General features: G+C 49.6%; 21 protein-coding genes and 2 pseudogenes. 14 read left to right on the plus strand and 9 right to left on the minus strand.

The genetic code is table 11. The features are described 5' to 3' along the window. The first annotated feature begins 46 nt into the window (after positions 1–46). Complete coding sequence (locus JI735_RS07655; RefSeq protein WP_039833451.1) at positions 47–718, plus strand: response regulator transcription factor; 672 nt, start codon at positions 47–49, stop codon at positions 716–718. Next, positions 715–1698, plus strand: a complete 984-nt coding sequence (locus JI735_RS07660) for a sensor histidine kinase (protein WP_039833450.1) — start codon at positions 715–717, stop codon at positions 1696–1698. Before JI735_RS07655 ends, JI735_RS07660 begins: the two co-directional genes overlap by 4 nt. Before the next feature lie 46 nt (positions 1699–1744). Here the strand turns inward: JI735_RS07660 and JI735_RS07665 are convergent, their stop codons facing one another. Together JI735_RS07665 and JI735_RS07670 are read right to left on the minus strand one after the other, a co-directional pair. Then, the gene (locus JI735_RS07665; RefSeq protein WP_039833449.1) at positions 1745–3709 is read right to left on the minus strand and encodes an ABC transporter permease; all 1965 of its coding nucleotides are present in this window, start codon (positions 3707–3709) and stop codon (positions 1745–1747) included. Then, a pseudogene (locus tag JI735_RS07670) lies at positions 3706–4451 on the minus strand (ABC transporter ATP-binding protein). Before JI735_RS07670 ends, JI735_RS07665 begins: the two are co-directional and overlap by 4 nt. A 476-nt stretch (positions 4452–4927) precedes the next feature. On the opposite strand from JI735_RS07670, the gene JI735_RS07675 reads away from it, so the two are divergent. The 5 genes from JI735_RS07675 (at position 4928) to JI735_RS07695 (ending at position 11564) form a co-directional block, all read left to right on the plus strand. After that, positions 4928–6160 carry a nitrate/nitrite transporter gene (locus JI735_RS07675; protein WP_020434413.1) on the plus strand — a complete coding sequence of 411 codons (1233 nt, stop codon included), beginning with the start codon at positions 4928–4930 and terminating at the stop codon, positions 6158–6160. Positions 6161–6200: 40 nt separating this feature from the next. Further along, positions 6201–7370 (plus strand): molybdopterin-dependent oxidoreductase, encoded by a 1170-nt coding sequence (locus JI735_RS07680; protein WP_202677280.1) that lies wholly within the window; start codon positions 6201–6203, stop codon positions 7368–7370. Beyond that, complete coding sequence (locus tag JI735_RS07685; protein WP_202677282.1) at positions 7301–10432, plus strand: sulfite reductase subunit alpha; 3132 nt, start codon at positions 7301–7303, stop codon at positions 10430–10432. Before JI735_RS07680 ends, JI735_RS07685 begins: the two co-directional genes overlap by 70 nt. A 131-nt stretch (positions 10433–10563) precedes the next feature. After that, a complete protein-coding gene (gene tlp, locus JI735_RS07690; protein WP_039833443.1) occupies positions 10564–10788 on the plus strand; it encodes a small acid-soluble spore protein Tlp in 225 nt (74 codons plus the stop codon). Positions 10789–10916: 128 nt separating this feature from the next. Beyond that, entirely contained in the window at positions 10917–11564 is a 648-nt protein-coding gene (locus tag JI735_RS07695; RefSeq protein WP_202677284.1) for a Vat family streptogramin A O-acetyltransferase, read from the plus strand. Between the two features lie 242 nt (positions 11565–11806). Here the strand turns inward: JI735_RS07695 and JI735_RS07700 are convergent, their stop codons facing one another. Together JI735_RS07700 and JI735_RS07705 are read right to left on the minus strand one after the other, a co-directional pair. Then, positions 11807–12544, minus strand: a complete 738-nt coding sequence (locus tag JI735_RS07700) for a nucleotidyltransferase family protein (RefSeq protein ID WP_039832954.1) — start codon at positions 12542–12544, stop codon at positions 11807–11809. 171 nt (positions 12545–12715) lie between these two features. Further along, a complete protein-coding gene (locus tag JI735_RS07705) occupies positions 12716–13390 on the minus strand; it encodes a TetR/AcrR family transcriptional regulator (RefSeq protein ID WP_202677286.1) in 675 nt (224 codons plus the stop codon). A 256-nt stretch (positions 13391–13646) separates the two neighbouring features. Here JI735_RS07705 and JI735_RS07710 point away from each other — a divergent pair. After that, positions 13647–14431 (plus strand): annotated as a pseudogene (locus JI735_RS07710) (SDR family NAD(P)-dependent oxidoreductase). Positions 14432–14443: 12 nt separating this feature from the next. Further along, complete coding sequence (locus tag JI735_RS07715; protein WP_039832956.1) at positions 14444–15577, plus strand: SMP-30/gluconolactonase/LRE family protein; 1134 nt, start codon at positions 14444–14446, stop codon at positions 15575–15577. A 120-nt stretch (positions 15578–15697) separates the two neighbouring features. On the opposite strand, the gene JI735_RS07720 is transcribed toward JI735_RS07715, so the two are convergent. Further along, a complete protein-coding gene (locus JI735_RS07720; RefSeq protein ID WP_039832957.1) occupies positions 15698–16069 on the minus strand; it encodes a RidA family protein in 372 nt (123 codons plus the stop codon). Between the two features lie 85 nt (positions 16070–16154). On the opposite strand from JI735_RS07720, the gene JI735_RS07725 reads away from it, so the two are divergent. Continuing rightward, the gene (locus tag JI735_RS07725) at positions 16155–16424 is read left to right on the plus strand and encodes a hypothetical protein (protein WP_051051483.1); all 270 of its coding nucleotides are present in this window, start codon (positions 16155–16157) and stop codon (positions 16422–16424) included. 132 nt (positions 16425–16556) lie between these two features. Next, positions 16557–17147: a chloramphenicol phosphotransferase CPT family protein gene (locus tag JI735_RS07730; RefSeq protein ID WP_039832958.1), complete on the plus strand. Its 591-nt coding sequence runs from the start codon at positions 16557–16559 to the stop codon at positions 17145–17147. 154 nt (positions 17148–17301) lie between these two features. Here JI735_RS07730 and JI735_RS07735 read toward each other — a convergent pair whose 3' ends face one another. Next, positions 17302–17919, minus strand: a complete 618-nt coding sequence (locus tag JI735_RS07735; protein WP_202677287.1) for a DNA-binding protein — start codon at positions 17917–17919, stop codon at positions 17302–17304. A gap of 165 nt (positions 17920–18084) precedes the next feature. Here JI735_RS07735 and JI735_RS07740 point away from each other — a divergent pair, with 165 nt between their 5' ends. Then, entirely contained in the window at positions 18085–18435 is a 351-nt protein-coding gene (locus JI735_RS07740; protein WP_202677289.1) for a helix-turn-helix domain-containing protein, read from the plus strand. Positions 18436–18521: 86 nt separating this feature from the next. Continuing rightward, positions 18522–18875 (plus strand): helix-turn-helix domain-containing protein, encoded by a 354-nt coding sequence (locus tag JI735_RS07745; RefSeq protein ID WP_039834609.1) that lies wholly within the window; start codon positions 18522–18524, stop codon positions 18873–18875. A gap of 84 nt (positions 18876–18959) precedes the next feature. On the opposite strand, the gene JI735_RS07750 is transcribed toward JI735_RS07745, so the two are convergent. From JI735_RS07750 to JI735_RS07760, 3 genes are all read right to left on the minus strand, one after another. Further along, positions 18960–19307: a DUF3221 domain-containing protein gene (locus JI735_RS07750; protein ID WP_039834610.1), complete on the minus strand. Its 348-nt coding sequence runs from the start codon at positions 19305–19307 to the stop codon at positions 18960–18962. Positions 19308–19332: 25 nt separating this feature from the next. Further along, positions 19333–20223, minus strand: a complete 891-nt coding sequence (locus JI735_RS07755) for a chymotrypsin family serine protease (protein ID WP_202677290.1) — start codon at positions 20221–20223, stop codon at positions 19333–19335. Between the two features lie 64 nt (positions 20224–20287). Beyond that, the gene (locus JI735_RS07760; protein ID WP_157771328.1) at positions 20288–20563 is read right to left on the minus strand and encodes a hypothetical protein; all 276 of its coding nucleotides are present in this window, start codon (positions 20561–20563) and stop codon (positions 20288–20290) included. A 240-nt stretch (positions 20564–20803) separates the two neighbouring features. Between JI735_RS07760 and JI735_RS07765 the strand changes: the two genes are divergently transcribed. Then, on the plus strand, positions 20804–21031 hold the full coding sequence (locus JI735_RS07765; protein WP_202677292.1) for a hypothetical protein: 228 nt from the start codon (positions 20804–20806) through the stop codon (positions 21029–21031). The last annotated feature ends 213 nt before the right edge of the window (positions 21032–21244 follow it).

The raw sequence follows: 21244 nt of genomic DNA on the forward strand, positions 1-21244 counted from the left end.
AATGATATAATACCAGCATCACATGTCCAGAGCTGGAGGAATCACATTGTTTCGAATCATGATCGTAGAAGACGATGAGAAAATTAGAAGAATTGTAGCCGACACGCTGTCTAAGTGGAAATACGAGGTCACGCAGGTGTCTTCTTTTGACAAGGTTATGGAGGAGTTCACCGCCAGTCAGCCTCATTTGGTGCTGCTCGATGTAAATCTGCCGGTGTACGACGGGTTCTACTGGTGCCAGCAAATCCGTGCTGTCTCCAAAGTGCCGATTATTTTCCTGTCTTCACGCAATCAGAATATGGATGTCATCATGGCGATTAATATGGGGGCGGATGACTTCGTGCAGAAGCCCTTCGATCTTGGCGTGCTGGTGGCGAAGGTGAGCGCGCTGCTGCGGCGCAACTACACCTACCAGGATGAAAGTCTGCAGATGGCCCACCGCCAGCTTACATTCCATCTGTCCAATTCCTCCGTCGAGTATGGGGGACAGACCGCAGAGCTGTCGCGGAATGAATTTATTATCCTGCAAACCATGATGAGAAATATCGGGAAGATTGTATCCCGGGACAGCTTGATGCAGGTGCTGTGGAGCGATGAGCAGTTCATAGACGACAATACGTTAACGGTTAACGTCAACCGCCTGCGCCGTAAAATCGCCCTGCTGGGGCTGGAGGACTTCATCGTCACCCGCAAGGGAATGGGGTATATCATCGAATGAGATTCTGGCGATTCCTGAAATATGAGAAACCGTATATCGGCCTGTATGCCGCCGGCTTTCTGCTGACGGTTGGCGTATTTGCCGCAGATCCGCAGATTCCATGGCACTGGTGGACCTTCTTCTATGCGCTGGCACTGCTGTTGTTAGGTCTGGCAGGCTTTTTGCTCCATCGTTACATGAAGAATGTGCAGGCTCTCCACCACTTATCGGATGAAGATGCGGAGCCGCTGTCCCTGGAGGCCGAGGGCTGCCGGGAAGCTATGGAGCAGCTGCAGATCCAGCACATCCGTGCCTTGAACGAAGCGCAGCTGCAGCAGAAAGAGCATTATGATTTCATCGTTTCCTGGTTTCACGAGGTCAAGACGCCCATCGCCGTCCTCCGGCTGATGCAGCAGACGGAGATCGATCACAGCAGCCTGGAAGAGGAGCTGTCACGGATCGAGCACTACATCGACCAGGCTTTATATTATTCCAAGCTTGACACCTTCAATCAGGACTACGAGATCGTTAACTGCAATTTGGAGCTGCTGGTCAAAGAGGCCGTCAAAGCCCACTCCAAGACGTTCATCTCCAAAAAAATCAAAATCCGGCTCGATGTACAAGCCACAACGGTGCAAAGCGACTCCAAATGGCTGTCCTTCATTATCAACCAGCTGGTCACGAACAGCCTGAAATATACCGGGGATCAAGGAGAGATATCGTTCACGACACAGGTTACACCGCATGAGAAACTGCTTATTGTGCGTGATAACGGCATCGGCATTGACCGCAAGGATCTGCCGCGGGTGTTCAACCGCGGATTCACCGGCACCAACGGCCGTACCTATGCCAAATCGACCGGCATGGGCTTGTATTTGGCCCAGGAGCTGTCCAAAAAACTGGGGCACTACATTTCCTGCGAATCCGAAGCAGGCAGCTTCAGCGAATTCACCATCCACTTTCCGAAAAACCATGATCCTTATTTGAAAATGCTGCGGTAAGGGAATAGCGATCCTCCAATCACCGGAGAATCGCTTGAATAGAGCGTTACGGGTTTTCATTAACAATTTTATAATACACATTCGTGGAAGAAGCGTAGAACAGTACGTAAATCAGGAAATACACCCCCATGATGCCCCACACGGTTGCCGAAAGTCCAGTAAAGCCCTGCACAGAATCCAGGATGTAATACTTGATAATAAACCAGCTGTGGCACACCCCAAGCACCAGCGGCGGCAAAAAGACAAACAGCAGCTGCTTGCGGATCACGCTTTTCATCTGCCGGTCATCCACGCCCATTTTGCGCAGAATGGTATATTGCAGCCGTTCGTCTGTAGCCTCACGCAATTGCTTGAAATAAATTACACTGGCAAGCGCAAAGATCGCAATCAGGGCCAAAAAGCCGCTGGAGAACAGCATAAGCGCCGAGCCTTCAATTTGCTTGGAGTACACGTCTGCAAACGAGGAGTAATAGGCACCCGGCGTCTCCGTGACGATGGCATGGACCTGCTTCGAGAGTTCTTCGGCCCGGCCGGCATCCGCAATACCGTAGATTTCAAAAGACTTCTTGTCCGCATGCTCCCGCAGGCTCCGGTAAGCCTCGTCGGAGATTACGAGCACCGCAGGTTTAATGACCATAGATCTCACCGGATCTGAAGACCAGCCAAGATAGGCATAGTCCTTCTTCTCAATAATCCGAAAAGCGGTTTCCCCATCTGTCTTCACCTTAAATTCCGGCTGGCGGTTTGCGGCATAGGATTGCGCGAAGTCCGATCCCTGGGCGAGGGTCACCGCTTCCTCACCTTGCAGATCCAGGCTCTGCTTGGGGTCCCGTTCCTGCATCAGCCCGTTATAGGTTTGCTCGGATACAAGCAGCAGGTATGGAGTATAGTACTCGGGATTCTCAAAAGCCGGCCCCATATCCGATACCGGCTCAGCCACTATCGCCTCTTGCGTCAGGTGGTACCGGACCTCGTGGCCGGAGCTGCGGATCAGGCTGTCGATCCGGTTGTTGGTTGAAGAGGCCAGTGATTCAAACGCTATATCATTAGGCAGGTTTCTCCCCACCGCTTCGAACTGCACCTTATAGTTAATCGTCATGAAGCTCAGCAGCAGCATAATCGCCGCACTGAACAATGAAATAAAGGTTAAGTTCAACGTGTTGCCTCTAATCTGAAACCGCAGGGAAGAGGTCCACAGCATCGTATTGCCCTCATAGTATTTTTTCCGGCGGCTTACCGCCTGGAGCAGCCAGCCGGCAAATTGACGAAAGAACAGAAAGGTGCCCGCAATAATGCCAACGGTCACGGCAATCATACTCACCGTCGCGTAGTCCTGCCAGAACACCGAACCTTTTCCGCTGCTGATCAGAGCAAAGGCCATGCCCAGCAGAAGTACAGCAATCATAGCCCAGGCCGAAGACACGCGGACGGGTTTTTCCATCTTTTGCTTCGCATGAAACAACTCCGTAAGCTGCACCCGGTTCAGCATGATGTAACTCTGTACACTTATAATCATAGCGAGCAATAAGAAGACACCGATCGTTGCAGCAATCGACGGCATAGGGAATGACAGGGAAATAACCTGGTCGTAATGCATTAAATCCATCAGCAGCATCCCAAACAGCTTGGACAGCAGTCCCCCGATCAATATTCCCGTGAATAGAGAAATGGCGCTCATAATCAGGGTTTCATAAAATACCATCCGCGTAATTTGCCGTTCGTTCAGGCCGTAAAGCAGGTACATGCCGAACTCTTTTTTGCGCTGCTTCATGAAGAACGAATTGGCATACAGGATAAAGAAAATGATAAATAAGAACACAACAAGTGAAGCGATGCCCACACCGGTCTGGAAATTGGCCCGGTTCTGGAGCGCATCCATAATATCTTTGTTGTACATCAGGGATGTGAACGTAAATTGAATGATGACGCCGGCAATCATCGAGAACAGATAGATGGAATATAGGCGGAAGTTGCGCTTCACATTTCGGACCGTAAGCTCCAGCAGACTCATCGCAGCTTGCCCCCCATCAGGCTTTGGGTTTCCAGAATGCGGTCGTAGAACGCTTTTTGGGTCTGGTCTCCTGCGTAAATCTCATTAACAATTCCTCCGTCACGCAGAAAAATAACCCTTTTACAATAGCTGGCCGCATAGGGATCATGAGTGACCATCATAATCGTTGTCCCGAACGTCCCGTTCAGCTCTGCAAGCTGCTCCAGCATTTGGGTCGCGGACCGGGAATCCAGTGCCCCCGTCGGCTCATCGGCAAAAACAATAGACGGATTGGTAATGATGGCCCGCGCCGAAGCTACCCGCTGCTTCTGTCCCCCTGACAGCTCGCTTGGATATTTATGAAGAATCTCTTCAATATTCAGCGCCCGCACAATCGGCAGCAGCAGGTCTTCCATTTCTTCCACCTTCACTTTGCGAAGTGAGAGCGGCAACAGAATATTCTCTTTGGCCGTCAGCGTATCCAGGAGATTATAATCCTGAAAAATAAATCCCATGCGCTCCTGCCGAAATTGCCGCAGTGATTTTTTTTGAGCTCCAGCAGGGATTTCCCCTCCAGCCAAACCTCGCCGCCCGTAAACCGGTCAATGGTAGACAGTACGTTCATCAGCGTCGATTTCCCGGAGCCCGAGGGTCCCATAACCGCTGTAAATTCTCCCGATTGGATCATCAGGTCAATATTCTTAAGTACCGCTGTCGTCCCATAACTTTTCGATAAATTTTGAGTCTGAATCACAGTTTGCATTTTTGGTTCCTCCCCTTCCTGATACTTATCTTAGCCGCGGTTTGGACTTGCAACCATAGAAGCAGGATGAATTTGGGTGACGTTTTTGTCACTCAGCAGACCGGATATGGTTAAATGTAATATTACATTACATGAAAACGCTTAAAACGCCTAAATAAAGAATTAAAATTAATAATTTTAAATTTTTATGTTATAGTTGTTGACATTTCCTATCGAGCTAATTATATTGACATTATAAGATTTCAACGACACAACAATGTGTCCCTGAAGGTGACAACAGATCATTCCCACAATGCTGTGGACAGATAATCTGCTGTACCGGAGTTTTACTTCCAATAATTATACAGTCAGTCACGATAGTGTGGCTGCAATGGCAATGGGGCCGATGAACTTAATCCGCAGATGTGCGGGTTCTGTCAGTCGGCCCTTTTTTGCCGGTTCATTTACTTGGGGTTATTCAAAGGAGGATGTCAGCGATGGAAGCAAAAGGTTTTCGCAAGGCGGGTCACGCCCCGAGTTTATTGTCAGCTTTTTTGTATTTTGATGTAAGCTTTATGATTTGGGTGCTGTGTGGAGCCCTGTCGCTCTATATCACCAAGGATTTCGGATTATCGGATACCCAAAAAGCGGCCATGGTCGCCATCCCCATCCTCGGCGGTTCGATCTTCCGCATCCCGATGGGCATCCTGGCCGACCGGATTGGCAGTAAAAAAGCAGGCCTGCTCGGAATGTTCCTCACCATTATCCCCCTCCTGTGGGGCTGGCTGGGCGGAACCAGCCTGCTGCAGATGCATATGATCGGATTTCTACTCGGTTTTGCAGGGGCGAGCTTTGCCGTCTCCCTCTCCCTCGCCAGCCGCTGGTACCCGCCGCAATATCAGGGACTCGCAATGGGCATTGCCGGAGCCGGGAACAGCGGAACTGCGCTGGCGACCTTTTTCGGGCCGCAGATCGCCCAGGCTTATGGATGGCATAGCGTGTTCGGGATCGCGCTGATTCCCCTGGTCCTCGTTATGATTGTTTTTGCCCTATTGGCTAAAGACGCCCCGAATGCCCCGGCACCCAAGCCGCTTAAAAGCTATCTCAGCGTCTTCAAGCATGCCGATACCTGGTGGTTCTCGATGTTCTACGCCATTACCTTCGGCGGGTTTGTCGGGTTCGCCAACTATGCGAGCATCTTCTTCTATGATGTGTACGGCGACGGCGTACATTCCGGGGGCCTGACCAAAGTCCAGGTAGGCTACCTGGTCACCATCACAGTTATCGCAGGCAGCTTCTTCCGGCCTTTAGGCGGCTGGATTGCGGACCGGATTGGCGGCATGCGTCTCCTGCTTGTTTTGTATGCTGTAGTTTCTGTATGTGCGTTCGCCATTGCGTCGATGCCTAGTTCCTTCCTCGTGATGCTGCTCTATACCAGCGTGATGATGGCCTGCCTCGGAATGGGCAACGGTTCGGTCTTCCAGATCATCCCCCAGCGCTTCTCCAGCGAAATCGGAGTCATTACCGGCATTGTCGGCGCAGCCGGAGGTCTTGGCGGATATCTGCTGCCGACTTACGTTCTCGGTCCGCTGAAGCAATCCACCGGCTCACAGGTTACCGGATTTCTGGTGGTCGGCTCTATCGTGCTTCTGACAACCCTGATTTTCTATGCTGTAACCCGTTCGTGGAAAAAATCCTGGGCGAAGGCGGAATCCGGGGTCAATTTCTAGCATTACTTATCCAGAGAACCTTCGAGGGAAGTGAACTCACATGACAACGGGCAAAGTGAAAAGCGTCTGTCCTTATTGCGGCGTTGGCTGCGGGATCATACTCGAAGTGTCGGGTAACCGCGTAGTCAGCATCACCGGAGATAAGGAGCATCCGGCCAATTTCGGCAGGCTGTGCACCAAAGGCAGCACGGCGGCAGCCGCACTCACGGAATCGGGCCGGATGGAATATGCCTACAAACGCCAGGATCGCGGAGCCGGGCCTGAACGAGTGAAAATAGATGAAGCTATCCGTGATACCGCGCAGCGGCTGCGGGCCATTCTGGAGGAACACGGCCCGGATGCCCTGTCCGTGTATGTGTCAGGTCAAATGTCGTTGGAGGCCCAGTATCTGATCAACAAGCTGGCCAAGGGCTTCATCCGCACCCCGAATATTGAGTCTAATTCACGATTATGCATGGCGGGCGCCGGCAACGGATATAAGCTCTCCCTGGGGGCAGACGGGCCACCGGGTTCTTATCAGGATATGGATAAGACGGATTTATTCTTCGTTATCGGCGCCAATATGGCCGATTGTCATCCGATTCTGTTCCTGCGGATGATGGACCGGGTGAAGGCGGGAGCCAAGCTGATTGTCGTGGACCCCCGGCGGACAGCAACCGCGGACAAAGCAGACCTGTTCATGCAGATCAGGCCCGGAACGGATCTTGCCCTGCTGAATGGACTGCTGCATCTGCTTGTTAAGAACGGACACACAGACCCGGCCTTTATCGCCCGGTTCACCTCCGGCTTTGAGAGTATGGAGGCATTCCTGGAGGACTATCCGCCGGATAGAGTGTCCGAAATTACCGGCATCCCGGAAGCCGATATCCGCCAGGCGGCCGGGTGGATTGGCGGGGCGCCGGAGTGGATGTCCTGCTGGACCATGGGTCTTAACCAGAGCATTCACGGCACCTGGCACACGAATGCCATCTGCAACCTGCATCTCGCCACAGGCGCGATCTGCCGCCCGGGGAGCGGCCCCTTCTCGCTCACCGGCCAGCCCAATGCCATGGGCGGGCGTGAGATGGGCTACATGGGGCCGGGCCTGCCCGGGCAGCGCTCCCTGGTGTCTGAGGCCGACCGCAGCTTCATAGAGAAGCTGTGGGAAATCCCCAAGGCACCCTTCGGACGGATGCCAGCGGCGGCACCATTTCCATGTTCGAGAGCATGATTGCAGGCAGGATCAAAGCCTGCTGGATCATCTGTACCAATCCGGTGGCTACGGTTCCCAACCGCAAGAAGGTCATCGCTGCCCTTGAGGCGGCTGAACTGGTTATTACGCAGGACAGCTTCCTCGACACCGAGACTAACCGCTATGCGGATATCCTGCTGCCCGGGGCCCTGTGGGCCGAAGGCGAAGGCGTGATGATCAACTCCGAGCGCAATCTGACCCTGATGCAGCAAGCCGTCGAGCCGCCCGGAGAGGCCATGCCCGACTGGCAGCTGATTGCCCGGGTAGCCGCTGAAATGGGCTATGCCGAGGCATTCGCCTACCAATCTTCGGCAGAGGTGTATGCCGAAATCCAGCAGGCCTGGAATCCGAAGACCGGCTACGACCTTCGCGGAGCCACGTATGCACGGCTGCGGGAAACGCCTGTGCAGTGGCCCTCTGCACCGGACCAGCCGAATGACCGGAACCCGATTCGTTATTTGAACCGTAAGGGCGGCACTGCCTTTAATGAGCCTGTTGATGGCAGCGTTCCAGATATCGTATTCCCGACAGACAGCGGAAAAGCTGTATTCTGGGCACGCCCGTATATGCCGCCTGCGGAGATGCCGGACAGCGACTATCCCTTCGTGCTGAATTCCGGCCGCTTGCAGCATCAATGGCATACATTGACCAAGACCGGCAAGGTTCCCAAGCTTAATAAGCTGAACCCGGGGCCATTTGTGGAGATCCACCCGGAAGATGCTGAGGTGCTTGGAATTAAAGACCGCCAGCCGGTAGAGCTTCGTTCGCGGCGGGGGCAGGCGGTGCTTCCGGCTGTCCTTTCCGACCGCGTGCGCCCGGGCAACTGCTTCGCCCCCTTCCACTGGAATGATGTCTTTGGTGCCCAGCTGGCCGTCAATGACGTCACGAATGATGCCGTCGATCCCCTGTCCTTACAGCCTGAGCTGAAATTTTGTTCCGTGTCGCTGGTCAAGGCTGCGGGCCAGCCGTCCGGGGAGCCGCAAGCACCGGATATGGGCCAGAATCAGCCCGCACCGCCAGCCGCCGCTGAGAACGCCCATCTGAAGGAGACCGTAACCATGAAGCAGCTTGATGCGCTTGCGGGCATGTTTGGCCTTGAAGCCCCTACAGCCATGACCCTGGATAGCCGGGAACAGGCTTATCTATCCGGTTTCATCACGAGCCTGCGCACCGAGGCTGGCCGGTCAGCCTCCGGCATTCCGGTTCTGCCGGCCACCGCACCGTTTGAGCCATCCACCCGCTACTTTGTGGACGGTCTGCTGGCGGGAATGTTCTCCCGCACTCCGCTTCCCGGAGCGGAACCCCATTCCCGGCAGGTAATGCCTCCGGGGCCAGTCTCTTCAGGGGCAGCCTCCGAAGATGCTGAGGCAGCAGGCAAGCTTCCCGTAACCATCCTCTGGGCCTCGCAGACCGGAAATGCCGAAGGTGCAGCCATTGACTGCGCGAAAAAATTGCAACAGGCCGGTTACGACATACGGCTGGTAAATATGAATCAATATTCTGTAAGCGATCTGGCGAAAACCCGGTTTGCGCTGTTCATCGCCAGCACCTTCGGAGCCGGAGATCCTCCGGACAACGGAGAAAGCTTTTACCAGTCGCTCAAGGCAGAGAATCCTTCTCTGCTGAAGGACCTGCGGTACGCCGTGCTCGCTTTCGGGGATTCTAACTATGATCTCTTTTGCGGCTTTGGAAAGAATCTGGATACCCGGCTGGAGGAGCTTGGCGCGTCGCGGCTGCTGGATTGTGCCCATTGCGATACGGACTATCAGGCACAGGCGGATGCATGGACGAAGGATATCTCGGAACTGCTTCGCGGGTTCGCAGGCAGCCCGGAGCCTTCTGGACTAGCCGCAGCAAGCGGCATCTCTTCCGCTTCCATTGCTGCACCCGGCCCGGCTTCCCCGAACCCGGAGCAACGCGGATATCACCGGAATCACCCGGTCCCGTCACGGCTCCTGTTCAAACAGCATCTGAATAAGGCCGGATCTGAAAAAGAAACCCGCCACTACGCCTTCGACCTGAAGTCCGCAGGCGTGCAGTTCGAAGCAGGTGATGCGCTCGGGGTATGGCCCGTCAATTGTCCCGGCTTGGTTGATGATCTGCTGCACACCTTGGGCATTGAGCCTTCTGCTCCGGTAATGGTTGCAGACCGGGGAGAACTGCCGGTCAACGAAGCGCTGCACCGTCATTTTGAGATTGCCCGCATTACTCCGGAGATGCTCCGGTTCATCCGGGACCGGACACAGAACAGGCAGCTCATCAAGCTCCTTCAAAGCGAAAACCAGGCGGAACTGAAGCAGTGGCTCTGGGGGCGCCAGCTCATTGATGTTCTGCAGGAATTTCCGGTTACCCTCAGCGCTCAGGAGTTTCTGGAACAGCTCAAGCCTTTGCAGCCCCGCCTGTATTCCATTTCGTCCAGTCCGAAAGCCCATCCGGACGAGGTTCATATTACAGTGTCTACTGTACGTTACGAGAATAACGGCAACGCCCGCAAAGGAGTATGCTCCACGTTCCTCGCGGACCTCGCTACAGAGGATACAGAGATTCCAATTTTCATTCAAAGGAATGCCCATTTCCGGCCACCGGCTAACCCCGATGCCCCGATGATTATGGTTGGACCGGGCACAGGCATCGCCCCGTTCCGCGGCTTCTTGCAGGAGCGCAAAGCATCCGGTGCCAAGGGCAAAAACTGGCTGATCTTCGGCGAACAGCGGGAGGACAGTGATTTTTATTTCCGCGGGGAGCTTGAGGCGTTGCGGGAGGAAGGCTTCCTGCAGCGGCTGAATACCGCCTTTTCCCGGGATCAGGCGGAGAAAATCTATGTACAGCACCGTATCCTTGAGCATGGGGCAGAAATCTGGGCCTGGCTTCAGGAAGGCGCCCATTTCTATGTGTGCGGAGACGCCCGGCAAATGGCCAAAGAAGTGGATGCCGCACTGAAGACAGTGATCCGGCAGCATGGCGGCATGACTGCGGATGAGGCCAATGATTATGTAAAAGAAATGTCATTAACCAAGCGGTATGCGCGGGATGTCTATTGAAGCAGCAATGGCGGGCATGGATCTGCCAGGGTTCAGCGATGAAGCACATCGATGCATAAAATCTTCCGGCAACGATCACCCTACAGATTAGCGTCCTTGCGGGCGCGTTAATCACAGGAGGCGATCCCCAAATGGCAAAACCGGATAATCGGGCGGATAACGTTGAGCATTTACAACAGAGCATTCAGCACACCATGCAGAACCTGCATGAAGCTGAAGACTATTTAAACGAATTCTCTTCTGAGATCAGCAGCAAAGAACGTGAACAAATCGAAGCAAAAAACGAACGCCGTAAAGAAAGCATTAAAGGCTTCCGCGAGGAAGTTAAGGACGAAGCCGCGCATTCCCAGGAGTAGTTAAAGAACGGCAGTTCAGCCAAACGGCGGTTCACCCGGTTATTCCGGGCTGAACCGCCGTTTGGCTTGGGTTATAATGAAGGCATATGCGGACTAACGCATCCGATATCCAGGAAAGGTGTGTGCTTATGCATTCTACAGGACCCGATCCAAACGCAGTTCATCCAAACCCCAATATTAAGCAAGTCCGGTTCATCAAAAATACCGTCACCCGCCCCAATATCATCGCCGGAGATTACTCCTACTATGACGATCCAGACGAATCTGTCTCTTTTGAAAGCCGTGTCACCCACCATTATGAATTCATCGGGGATCAGCTAATTATCGGCAAATTCTGCGCCATCGCCCGCGGCACCGAGTTCATCATGAACGGCGCCAATCACCGGATGGGCTCAGTAACGACCTATCCCTTCAACATTATGGGCGGCGGCTGGGAGAAAGCCACGCCGGAGCTGGCGGACCTGCCCTACAAGGGCGATACCGTCGTCGGCAACGATGTGTGGATCGGCCAGAACGCCACCATTATGCCTGGTGTAACCATTGGTGACGGAGCCATCATCGCGGCCAATTCCACCGTAACCAAGGATGTTCCTCCTTATCATATTGCCGGCGGCAATCCGGCACGCATGCTTAGAAAACGCTTCGACGATGAACTCATCGCCCTGCTGCTGGAGCTGAAATGGTGGGACTGGAGCAAGGAGAAGATCACGGCCAATCTTGATGTGCTGTGCAGCAATGATCTGGAGCGGATTAAGGGTCTCACAGGTGGCTGCTGAAGTCTTGCCGGGGCTTCCCGGTGCACCTTGGCAATGGCTCTTAGCGACGCTTTCTACGCTAGAATTTATGCATACATTACGTCATACCCAGGCAAGTAGAAACGGCTACGCCGTCCTTATTAGGACGGTACCCGTTTCAGCGAGAAATAGAAGGATAATTTATAGCGTGAAGCATAGAAATTCTTATATTTCAAAAAAGCGGTCCATCCCCTACAGGATGAACCGCTCTTAGTTTTATCACTCTATCCCCCCAGCCTAGCCCGCATCTCCGCATACGCCTCAGGGGTGCCGACATCATCAATAGCACCATCCGTATAGTAGGCCCGGACCTCTTGGCGGGAATGCAGCCACTCGGGAAAATAACTCGGCGCGTCCGGGTTGCCTCCTTCGGCCAGATAACGGGAGAATAGCGTCAGCGTGGACCGTTTATAGATGTAGAGTGCGAATACACCAATATTCGTCCGGGGCGCCTGCGGCTTTTCTTCCAAAGAAAGGACCCGCATCTCGGCATCCAGCTCAGCCACCCCGACACTGCGCAGCTCCCGGATATCGTCCACCGTCCGGACCAGAATACAATCCTTGTCCACCTTGTGAAAATAACTCAAATATTCCTCAAGGCCAAATCCCAGCACATTGTCGCCCGCCAGAACCAGCAGATCATCCTGTATCTGCTCCCGCCCGATAGCAAACTGGATATCGCCAATCGCCCCTAACCGCCCCTCTGGTGAAGTGGTGCCGTCGTTCAGAATACGAATCGGCTTTGTCCCTCTGTACTTCTGACTCCACTGCTCAAAAGCCCGGAAGAACCGGTCATTGGTCACAATGAGAACCTCCGTAATCTCATCCAGCACCTCCAGACGGTCCAGCAGCAAATCCAGAATGGTACGGCTTCCTTGAACCGGCAGCAGCGGCTTCGGCGTATCTTTCGTTAATGGATAGAGACGGGTCGCATACCCCGCAGCCAAGATTAAGGCAATCATCCCCAGTTCGCTCCTCTGCAAATTGTCCCTCTACTATATACCACCGGAGACGGCCAGCCAAGCCTGCTGCTGCTGCTGATAAAACCGCCTTTGCGATAAGCTGATTGCGCTTGTGCCGGAACGACTCGAACAGCCTATCCCTTGAAGGGATGGGCTGTCAGGAGCAATCCGCTATGGCTTGGATACTGCAAACAAGGATCGGGACAGCAAAGCCATTGTTTGCTTATATACAGCATGGGCCGCATCGGCATCGCCAAGGAACCCGCCCATATACAGGTGGATTACGCCGTGCAGCGAAGCCCATATGGTGCTCACGATGGTCTGAGTCTCTTCCTTGTCCGAAATCTGTCCCTGCTGCTGGGCGGTGCTGATTAGAATCAACAAGCGGCTCATGGCTGTCATCGTCCCTTGCATACTCTCCGCATCCGGCTTGAACTCGGCAAAAGCCCCTCCAAACATCAGCTTGTAGTAGCTGGTATATTCCTGCCCGAACTGCCAGAAGGCTTCGCCCAAATCCAGCAAATGCTGCAAGAGGTTAGAGGACGGCGATACTTCTTCAAAACGCTGGGCCAGCAATTTGCAGCCCTCCAGATACAGCTGCTGGGCCAGACCTTCTTTATTGACGAACAAACTGTAAATGATTTTGGTAGAGCAGCCCATCTTTTGCGATACTCTGCGCACAGTGACGGCCTCTGGCCCCTCTTCCTGCAGAATGGCTGCGGCCGCATCAACTACAAGCTTACGGAGGTTTTCCGTATTTTGCAGACGGGCTTCCTGATATGTTTTTAATACCCGCACCGTGGATGGTGAAGGCTTGTCTTCGTTACTGATAAGGATCACCTTCATTCGGTTATCTTGTTATTGACAAGAAACAAGGTTACTGAGCTTCTATCAGGCATTCTAACCATTTGCAGGAGGGTTGTCAATTGATCCATAAGTTTTAAAAAAAAGATTTGACACATGTGATCCTTTTTGGTTACTATGATTCACATAGGAAACAGTGTTACCGGATATGAATTTATGTTCACAAGCTTCACTATCTTTTTTTGACACCTGGTAACAACGTTCCTAAAATAAAACATCGTAACAAGGGGCGAAATTCATGAATATTAAAGGGAAATGGTCGCTAATCACTGGGGCCTCTTCGGGAATCGGCGAACAGTTCGCAAGACAATTGGCAAAGGAAGGCAGCCATTTGGTGCTTGTAGCCAGATCCAAACGCAAACTTGATACGCTTGCAGCAGAATTGACCCGAAGCTATGGAATTCAGTGCCAGGTGATTCCCCAGGATCTATCCATCGAAGGCGCTGCCGGAGAGCTGTATCAGAAGTACCAGCAGCTCAACCTGAACATTGATCTGTTGGTTAACAATGCAGGTTTTGCCACCCATGGTCTGTTCGAGCAAATCTCCGGCGAGCGCCAGCATGAAGAAGTGATGCTCAACGTCGCCGCTGTAGTGGATATGACTCATTTATTTCTTCCGGGATGCTCCATCGAGGCGCTGGCGCTGTTATCAATGTTTCGTCTACCGCAGGCTTTCAGCCGCTGCCTTATATGGCCGTCTATGGGGCGACCAAAGCTTTTGTCTTGTCCTTTACCGATGCCCTTTGGTGGGAGAATCGTGACCGTGGCGTTCAATTTTTTGCCTTGTGCCCAGGGTCGACGGAGACGAATTTCTTCAACGTTGTTGGCACAGAGGACGCCTCTGTCGGTGCGAAGGATACGCCGGAACGTGTAGTGGAAGTTACACTGCGCGCTATGAAAAAAGGGAAACAGTATGTTGTTCCGGGACTCCGGAATTATCTGGGTGCCCAGATTTCCCGTTTCATCACCCGCAGACAAAGTTTGCGGCTGGCCCAGGGCATGCTAAGCCCCCGCAAAAAATAAGGAGGATTTATAATGTCCACAGAACCAAAGCAACGCAAACGTTCAACACGTCAAAAAGCCGGCAGATGGAGCTTGGCCCTGCTCGGGGTAATTGTGCTGGGAATCGCTGTTTTTCTGCTGATACCTGCTCCGGTAGATCCAGCGTTATGGTCTGCACCTGCCGCCCCTTCCTTTGAGAAAGAGGGACCCTGGAAAGAAAACAGCAAGCTCAGCTCGGCTGAGCTGGTTACAGACCGCGCCAAGTTCCCGGAATTCATTACTTTTGATACCAAAGGACGACTGTATACGGGGGACTCCGACGGCAAAATTTACAGAGTAGCCTTTGACACGGCAGGTAAAGCGCAGCCAGCTGAAGTGTTCGCCGATACCCATGGAACACCTAACGGACTGAAATTCGACGCGGCGGGGAATCTCATTGTGACAGATATTCAAAAAGGGCTGCTGTCGATTGACCCGGAGGGAAATATTCAAGTACTAACCACAGAAGTAGAGGGAGGGCCCATCTACCTGGCGAACGAGCTAGACATCGCGCAAGACGGATCGATCTATTTCTCTGATACCTCTAACTATGGCAAGGTCATGTTCAAGGAAATTGCCGAGAACAAACCGCATGGACGATTGCTGAAATATGATCCGCAGACCAAGCAGACGACCGTTTTACTTCGGGACTTATATTTTGCCAATGGGGTAGCCTTGTCTGCTGAAGAAGACTTCGTGCTCGTGGCCGAATCGTATCATTATCAGTTGACCCGATACTGGCTGAAGGGGGCCAAGCAGGGCACCTCGGATATTTTTGCAGACAATATTGCTGGATTCCCGGACAACATCACACGTGATGCGCAGGGACATTTCTGGGTAGGGGTATTCACAACCCGTTTGCCTTTTGCCGACTACATGCATAGCCATCCCTGGTTAGCGGCTACAATGTCCAAAGTCCCACAATCCTTGTTAAATGGAGCCAGTGCGCCGGTGAAGCATGGACTGGTCGCGGAATATGGACCCGAAGGGGAACTTGTGAGCAGCTGGCATGATCCTGAAGGAACATTGTATGGCATCACTACTGCCGTAAGCCAGGGAGGATATTTATATCTTGGAACCGCACCGGGAGGAAGCCAAGGCGTTCATCGGGTGCTTATAAATCCGTAAGGTGTGTTAATGTTATATTCTTCCACCCCACTGCCACTTTAAGGCATCCCAAACAGCAGCTCACTCCGTACAGGAGGAGCTGCTGTTCATATTGGGTGCATTTTTTCCTACCTCCAAACGCTAAGCGCGTGGACGATACGCCACTCCATCCATCTGCACCTTCAGCCCATCCGGCCCGCCGACATGTGCGAACTCCGTGGAAATGGTTTTCCGCGCCGGATACCTGCCCTGGAATCTGCGCTTGAACACCGCCTCCATCACCGGAATATCCCACACATCCCGCAGCAAAATATCCAGCTTCACCACATCCGCAAGCCCCAGCCCCACCTGCTGCAAGCGGCTACTCATATCATCCAGAGCACCTTCCACCTGCTCCTCCACCGTTCCCCCCACATTGCCTACACAGAAGCTGAGAAACACAAAATCCCCCGCCTCCACAAATCCGGAATACGCATACTCCTCATTCACATCATGTCTAACGATTCCATCCATACCTCTCGTCCCCTTATCCTTTAAGATAGGTTCATTATAAGAGGGGAAATCGGACAACTGTGTGTCGTGGTTCGGGAGGGGAATTATGGTAATATTGTACGAGAGGCTTAAAGAACTGGGGGACGATTATGATGCTAATCATGGAGTCTATCCTCCTGGGATAAACAAGCTTTGGGAAACTAAAGAACTACTGAAGAACCTTATGGAGAAGGTAATTGACAAATATCTCGAATTTCAAAAGGTGATCATTACTGGACACGGCATGGCTTTTCGTACTTTGGTAGGAGAGGTAGGCGAAATTCCACATGCTTCAATTATCGAGTATTATAAAAAAAGGCATGCCGCACTACGTTAACAAGGAATGCTAGTTCAATAAATTGGAAACTCAACGGCAGTCGAATATTGTATCATTTGAATAATTTAATGAACTTTGTGAATATAACGTTGTCTGAATGATACGCAAGTCTTATATGTGAGGGTGATTCGTTTGAAGCAAGGACTTATTGTGTTGTTGAACGGAACTTCAAGTTCAGGAAAGACTAGTATTTCTATGGAACTGAAAAATCAGAAAGAGATTCCTTTTCATCATTTATCCATAGATGATTTTTTTGGTAATTACAATGATTTTATTGATAATAAATACCCGGATATTGAACCTACAAGAGAAGTGAAAGATGTCGGACAAATACTTTTTGATCCCATAATCTCAGTGTACTATGCAACAATTAAATTGTTTTCAGAAATGGGTTTGAATGTCATCGTCGATACCGTAATCGACAATGACAAGCGGTTTAATGATTTCCTTGATCTATTTTTTGATCATCCTACATTGTTTGTAGGCGTATTATGCTCGAAAGAAGAACTCACAAGAAGAGAGCAAATCAGAGGAGACCGTGAGATTGGACTAGCAAATTCCCAGTACGACAAAATATATTCCTTTACTGAATATGACCTTGAAGTAAATACTGGAGAGTTGAGTCCAACAGAATGCGCCGAAAAAATATTAAGTTTTATTAAGTCCGATCAGGATTACTCTGCATTTAAGAAATTAAGTAAAAGAGAGATTAACGTTTCATAGAAGGCGAATCCATCAGATAACAACATATTTATGTATTGGGGCTATTGCCCGGGTATTACACTCAGCATTCTCAAATCTGTATTGGCGGGCATTATAAGTGGTTTTATTTGGGGCGGCATTATCTTTCTTTTGCTGAAAAAGAAAACAACTTGACCTATACACCCGCATGATGCAGTTCCGGGAGCTTCAAAACAACCTGTCCCAGACACCCCGTCAGCACCTCATGATATCGCCGAGCCTGCTCTTCGATCACTCCTTCACGCAGCGATTCGAACAACGCCAGACAGCGCTTGAAATTCCCGTCATGCCTGGACTGATGGGCCAGTCTTAAAGATTGTATCGTCCATTCCAGCGCCTCCTGCAATCTGCCTGCCCGCTTATGATATAACGCAAAGTGATAACAATAGCTGAAATAATGCGAGAGATTGCCTGCATCCTCATAGTCCCCAAATCCGGCACTCTGCTCCGCGAACGTATCCAGCAGATTATCCACATTAAGACCATACTGTACTGCAGCCTGCAATATAGTCCCAAGCCCCGGCAACAGCTCCTCGGGATTATCCTGCAAGAAAAGGGCATACTGCTCCAGCAGTTCCGTTTTGCCGGACAGAATCTCCACAATATACAGGTTGGCACGGGCCAAATATCTGAACTCCTCGGCGATTTCCTCCCCTTCCTCCCCCAAGTCCTCCATCCATCCAAGCTCGGCATAGCGGTATATGGAGTCCCTAGCCATATCCGGCTTGAGTGATTTCAGAATGGAAGGGCGCACGGGTGAGGCCTCCTTTTTTATCCATTTTCAGTTAATTGTATAGCCGAATATATATTTGGTCAATATAAATAGTACTTTTAAGTACAATTAATTGAGGAATTAGTTTTTACTTGATGATCTGTAATGGTTAGCGCACCTCTTCTAACCTTAAGTGGAGGTGATATCATGAATTTACCAGAAAGTGTAGGAAATCGGATACGCGAGCTAAGAAAAGCAAAAGGATGGACACAAGAACAACTAGCCGAAGCAGCATCGCTTCATTACAGTTACATAGGTGGAGTTGAACGAGGAGACCGTAACATTTCTTTGGAGACTCTGGAGAAAATAATTGCCGCCTTCCAAGTTCCGGCTGTAGAAATTTTTCGTTTTGAGGATGAAACTGACCGCCGCAGGGCGTTAGATGAGCATATGACTTTAATCAGTGATAGGAGTACAGAGGAAATAGCAGCAATCACTAAAATCAATCGGGAAGTGATTGCTGCTATAGATATGTCTGGAGACAAGAATACTGAATAAAATGAATTTAACACCGAAGAAGAAACAGATAGAAGCCAAAACATTATTTCGTTTTAGTCTTTTTTGCTCTCATGAGGTGAGCCAAGATGCCAGATGAACACAAGTCAGAGCTTGTAAAAAGAATCGGAGAACGCATTCGAAGATTACGTAAAGAAATGAACCTTTCGCAAGAGCAGCTTGCAGAACGGTCAGGTTTACATACGAATTATGTGGGGCAAGTTGAACGCGGAGAAAAGAACCTTACCCTTGAGACATTAGAGAAAGTGGTTGGAGGGTTAGACATATCGTTAGAAGAGTTATTCAGATACATAGGGCCATTGGAGAGACAAGACGCTCTTGGACAAATTGTAGAACTGCTTGTTGAACGTTCGGTGGAGGATCAAAATATGGCTTTGAATGTTTTGAAGACCGTTATGGAATGGGAAGAAAACAAACATTAAAAAGTCTACTGATCTACTTCACACCAAAAAGCGCCGCTTCTTTTGGAAACGACGCTCCCACATACTAGATTTTATTCTTTGGAATCAATTTTTAATTTCAGTGATTTTATTGGCGGTTACTTGTGCTGGAAATGAATCATCACTTACTGTATAGGATATTTCAATTTCATCACCTTGTTTATAATTAGAAGGTGAAACTTTATTTACCCAAATGGCCTGAGAGTATTCACTAGAATTAAGAATTTCTTTGTAATTCTTGTTCAGGTCTTGTTCTTTTAAGTGAGGTATCACCAGTATCCTTTTATTCTCTACATCTATTGTGTGTACGGTTCCAATAACTATTTCAACATCCTTATTACATGAAGTGAATAAGAACAAACAAATAAAAATTAAAATAGGAGTCCTCTTAAAGGTACTATTTTTATGAACCATGGATTTCTCCTTTGATTTTACGGGATTAATTTAAAGTTGGTTGCACTGGTAAAGCATTCAATACGTTTTGGATATACGAATATACAGCGTTCCCATTGTGGCGACCTTTATTAACTCCCATTAGTACAGTACTATAATAAGTTGGTGCACCACTGTCTCCTGGTGCAGACGTGTAGCTAGCCGACCTTAGATTATCAATACTATATGATACAGATCTACTCAATATTACACCACACGATACTGGATTAGTGGCTGATGAAGCCCCAGACATACAAACCATATTTCCTGTAAAGTCGTTTGCCTGAACAGTATCAAAATATCCTCCTCTACTGGTAGATGTATAGAGATCATTAGAATAGGACAAACTTGTTGTTCCTATCATTGCAGCATCAACACTTCCTTGATAGACTCTCGCACCCATCGCACCAACATTATTAGTGCCTTGACTGAAATTGTTCCCGGCAGTTCCACAATGGCCAGCGGTGACAATAAAGTTTGATGTAGTCAAAAATCCGATGGAACAATAACTACCTTGATTATTATTCACTATCTTAGTTCCTGCTTGGAGAGGATTATAAGTTGAATTTCTGTCAACATCATCCGAAACAACAGCAGACTTCCTTATAGACAATATGTCGGGAGCAAAGGCCTCTTCTAATGCTTTCCTTTTTGTTTCATTAAAATCCTTCACGCCCACCTGTACCTTTTGTTCTGTTAAATCCACTAACGTATCTGTAATTGTAACTCCGTTAAAATCAGTATTTATCAAAGAAATCAATTTTTCATTAAGATCGTTCAAATCTTTTTCAGAATATTTTGTAACAAAAACATTTATTAAACTGGAGTCACCATATATTTTTTTTAATTCAGATTCGTATTGGTCCCTATTTTCAATGTTTTTAATGCCGATATTCACAATCCCTCCAGATTTTTGATCAATAAAAACAAGCCCATCTCTTATATTTTTATCCAGATAATCTTTAACTAAGGGGGAGTTTTTGAGCCTGATGATTGATCCGTTGAATAAGCAGCTCTTCCTCTAATTTTGTCAACCTGACTCCAAACTTAGATTCAACCATTACATTGTGTTCTTTTGAATCTACCTTGTTGATATCTGCATTCAATCCGAATTGCTGTCTAAAAGACAATTCTTCTTTCGTATAACCATAAGATTCATATTCAGATGATGCACTTACACTTCCACAGCACAAAAATAACATAGTAGCAGTCAACATCAAAATAACTCTTCTTTTCAATCTCATAAGCCACCTCATTTAAAATATATTGTAGGCAAAGTACGACTACTTGTTAAAATTTTACTATTTTTACAAAGTAATCGCAATACAAAAAATCTAAAAATTTGAAATATTTTGAGACTTTCTTAGGCTTCTCATTCAATTGGAGTACAAGTTTGAGTGCTATTACCGCAGGTAGACTAAGAAAAGCAAGAAGCATCTCTTCGTTATATTCATAGTTGGGGTAGAGCGAGGCACAATATGAAGACTCTGGAGAAAATAATAACCGCCTTCCAAATTCCGGCTGTAGAAATTTTTCGTTTTGAGGATGAAACCGACTGCCGTAAGGCGTTAGATGAGCATATGACCTTAATAAGTGATAGGAGTACAGAGGAAATAGCAGTAATCACTGAAATCAATCGGGAAGTGATTGCTGCTATGGATATGTCTGGAATTGTAAAAAGAACTGTCCAAGTGGAAAAAGGTTAACTAATTTGCTCGAGCGCCCTGTTCTCCGAAGGATAAGTGGAAAACGGTACACTAATTCAGCTCATTTCGCTCCTGATGAGGTAATATGACCCAATTAAGTTTCCTTTTTCCACTTAAATCTCACAATTGTTGATTTTGGGGAGAAATAAGTTCCCTTTTTCCAACTAGCACTGCTCAACTGCTTCTTCGCCAGCACTAGTTGGAAAAAGGCTA

This window comes from Paenibacillus sonchi (assembly GCF_016772475.1).
GTDB classification, from domain to species: domain Bacteria; phylum Bacillota; class Bacilli; order Paenibacillales; family Paenibacillaceae; genus Paenibacillus_AQ; species Paenibacillus_AQ sonchi.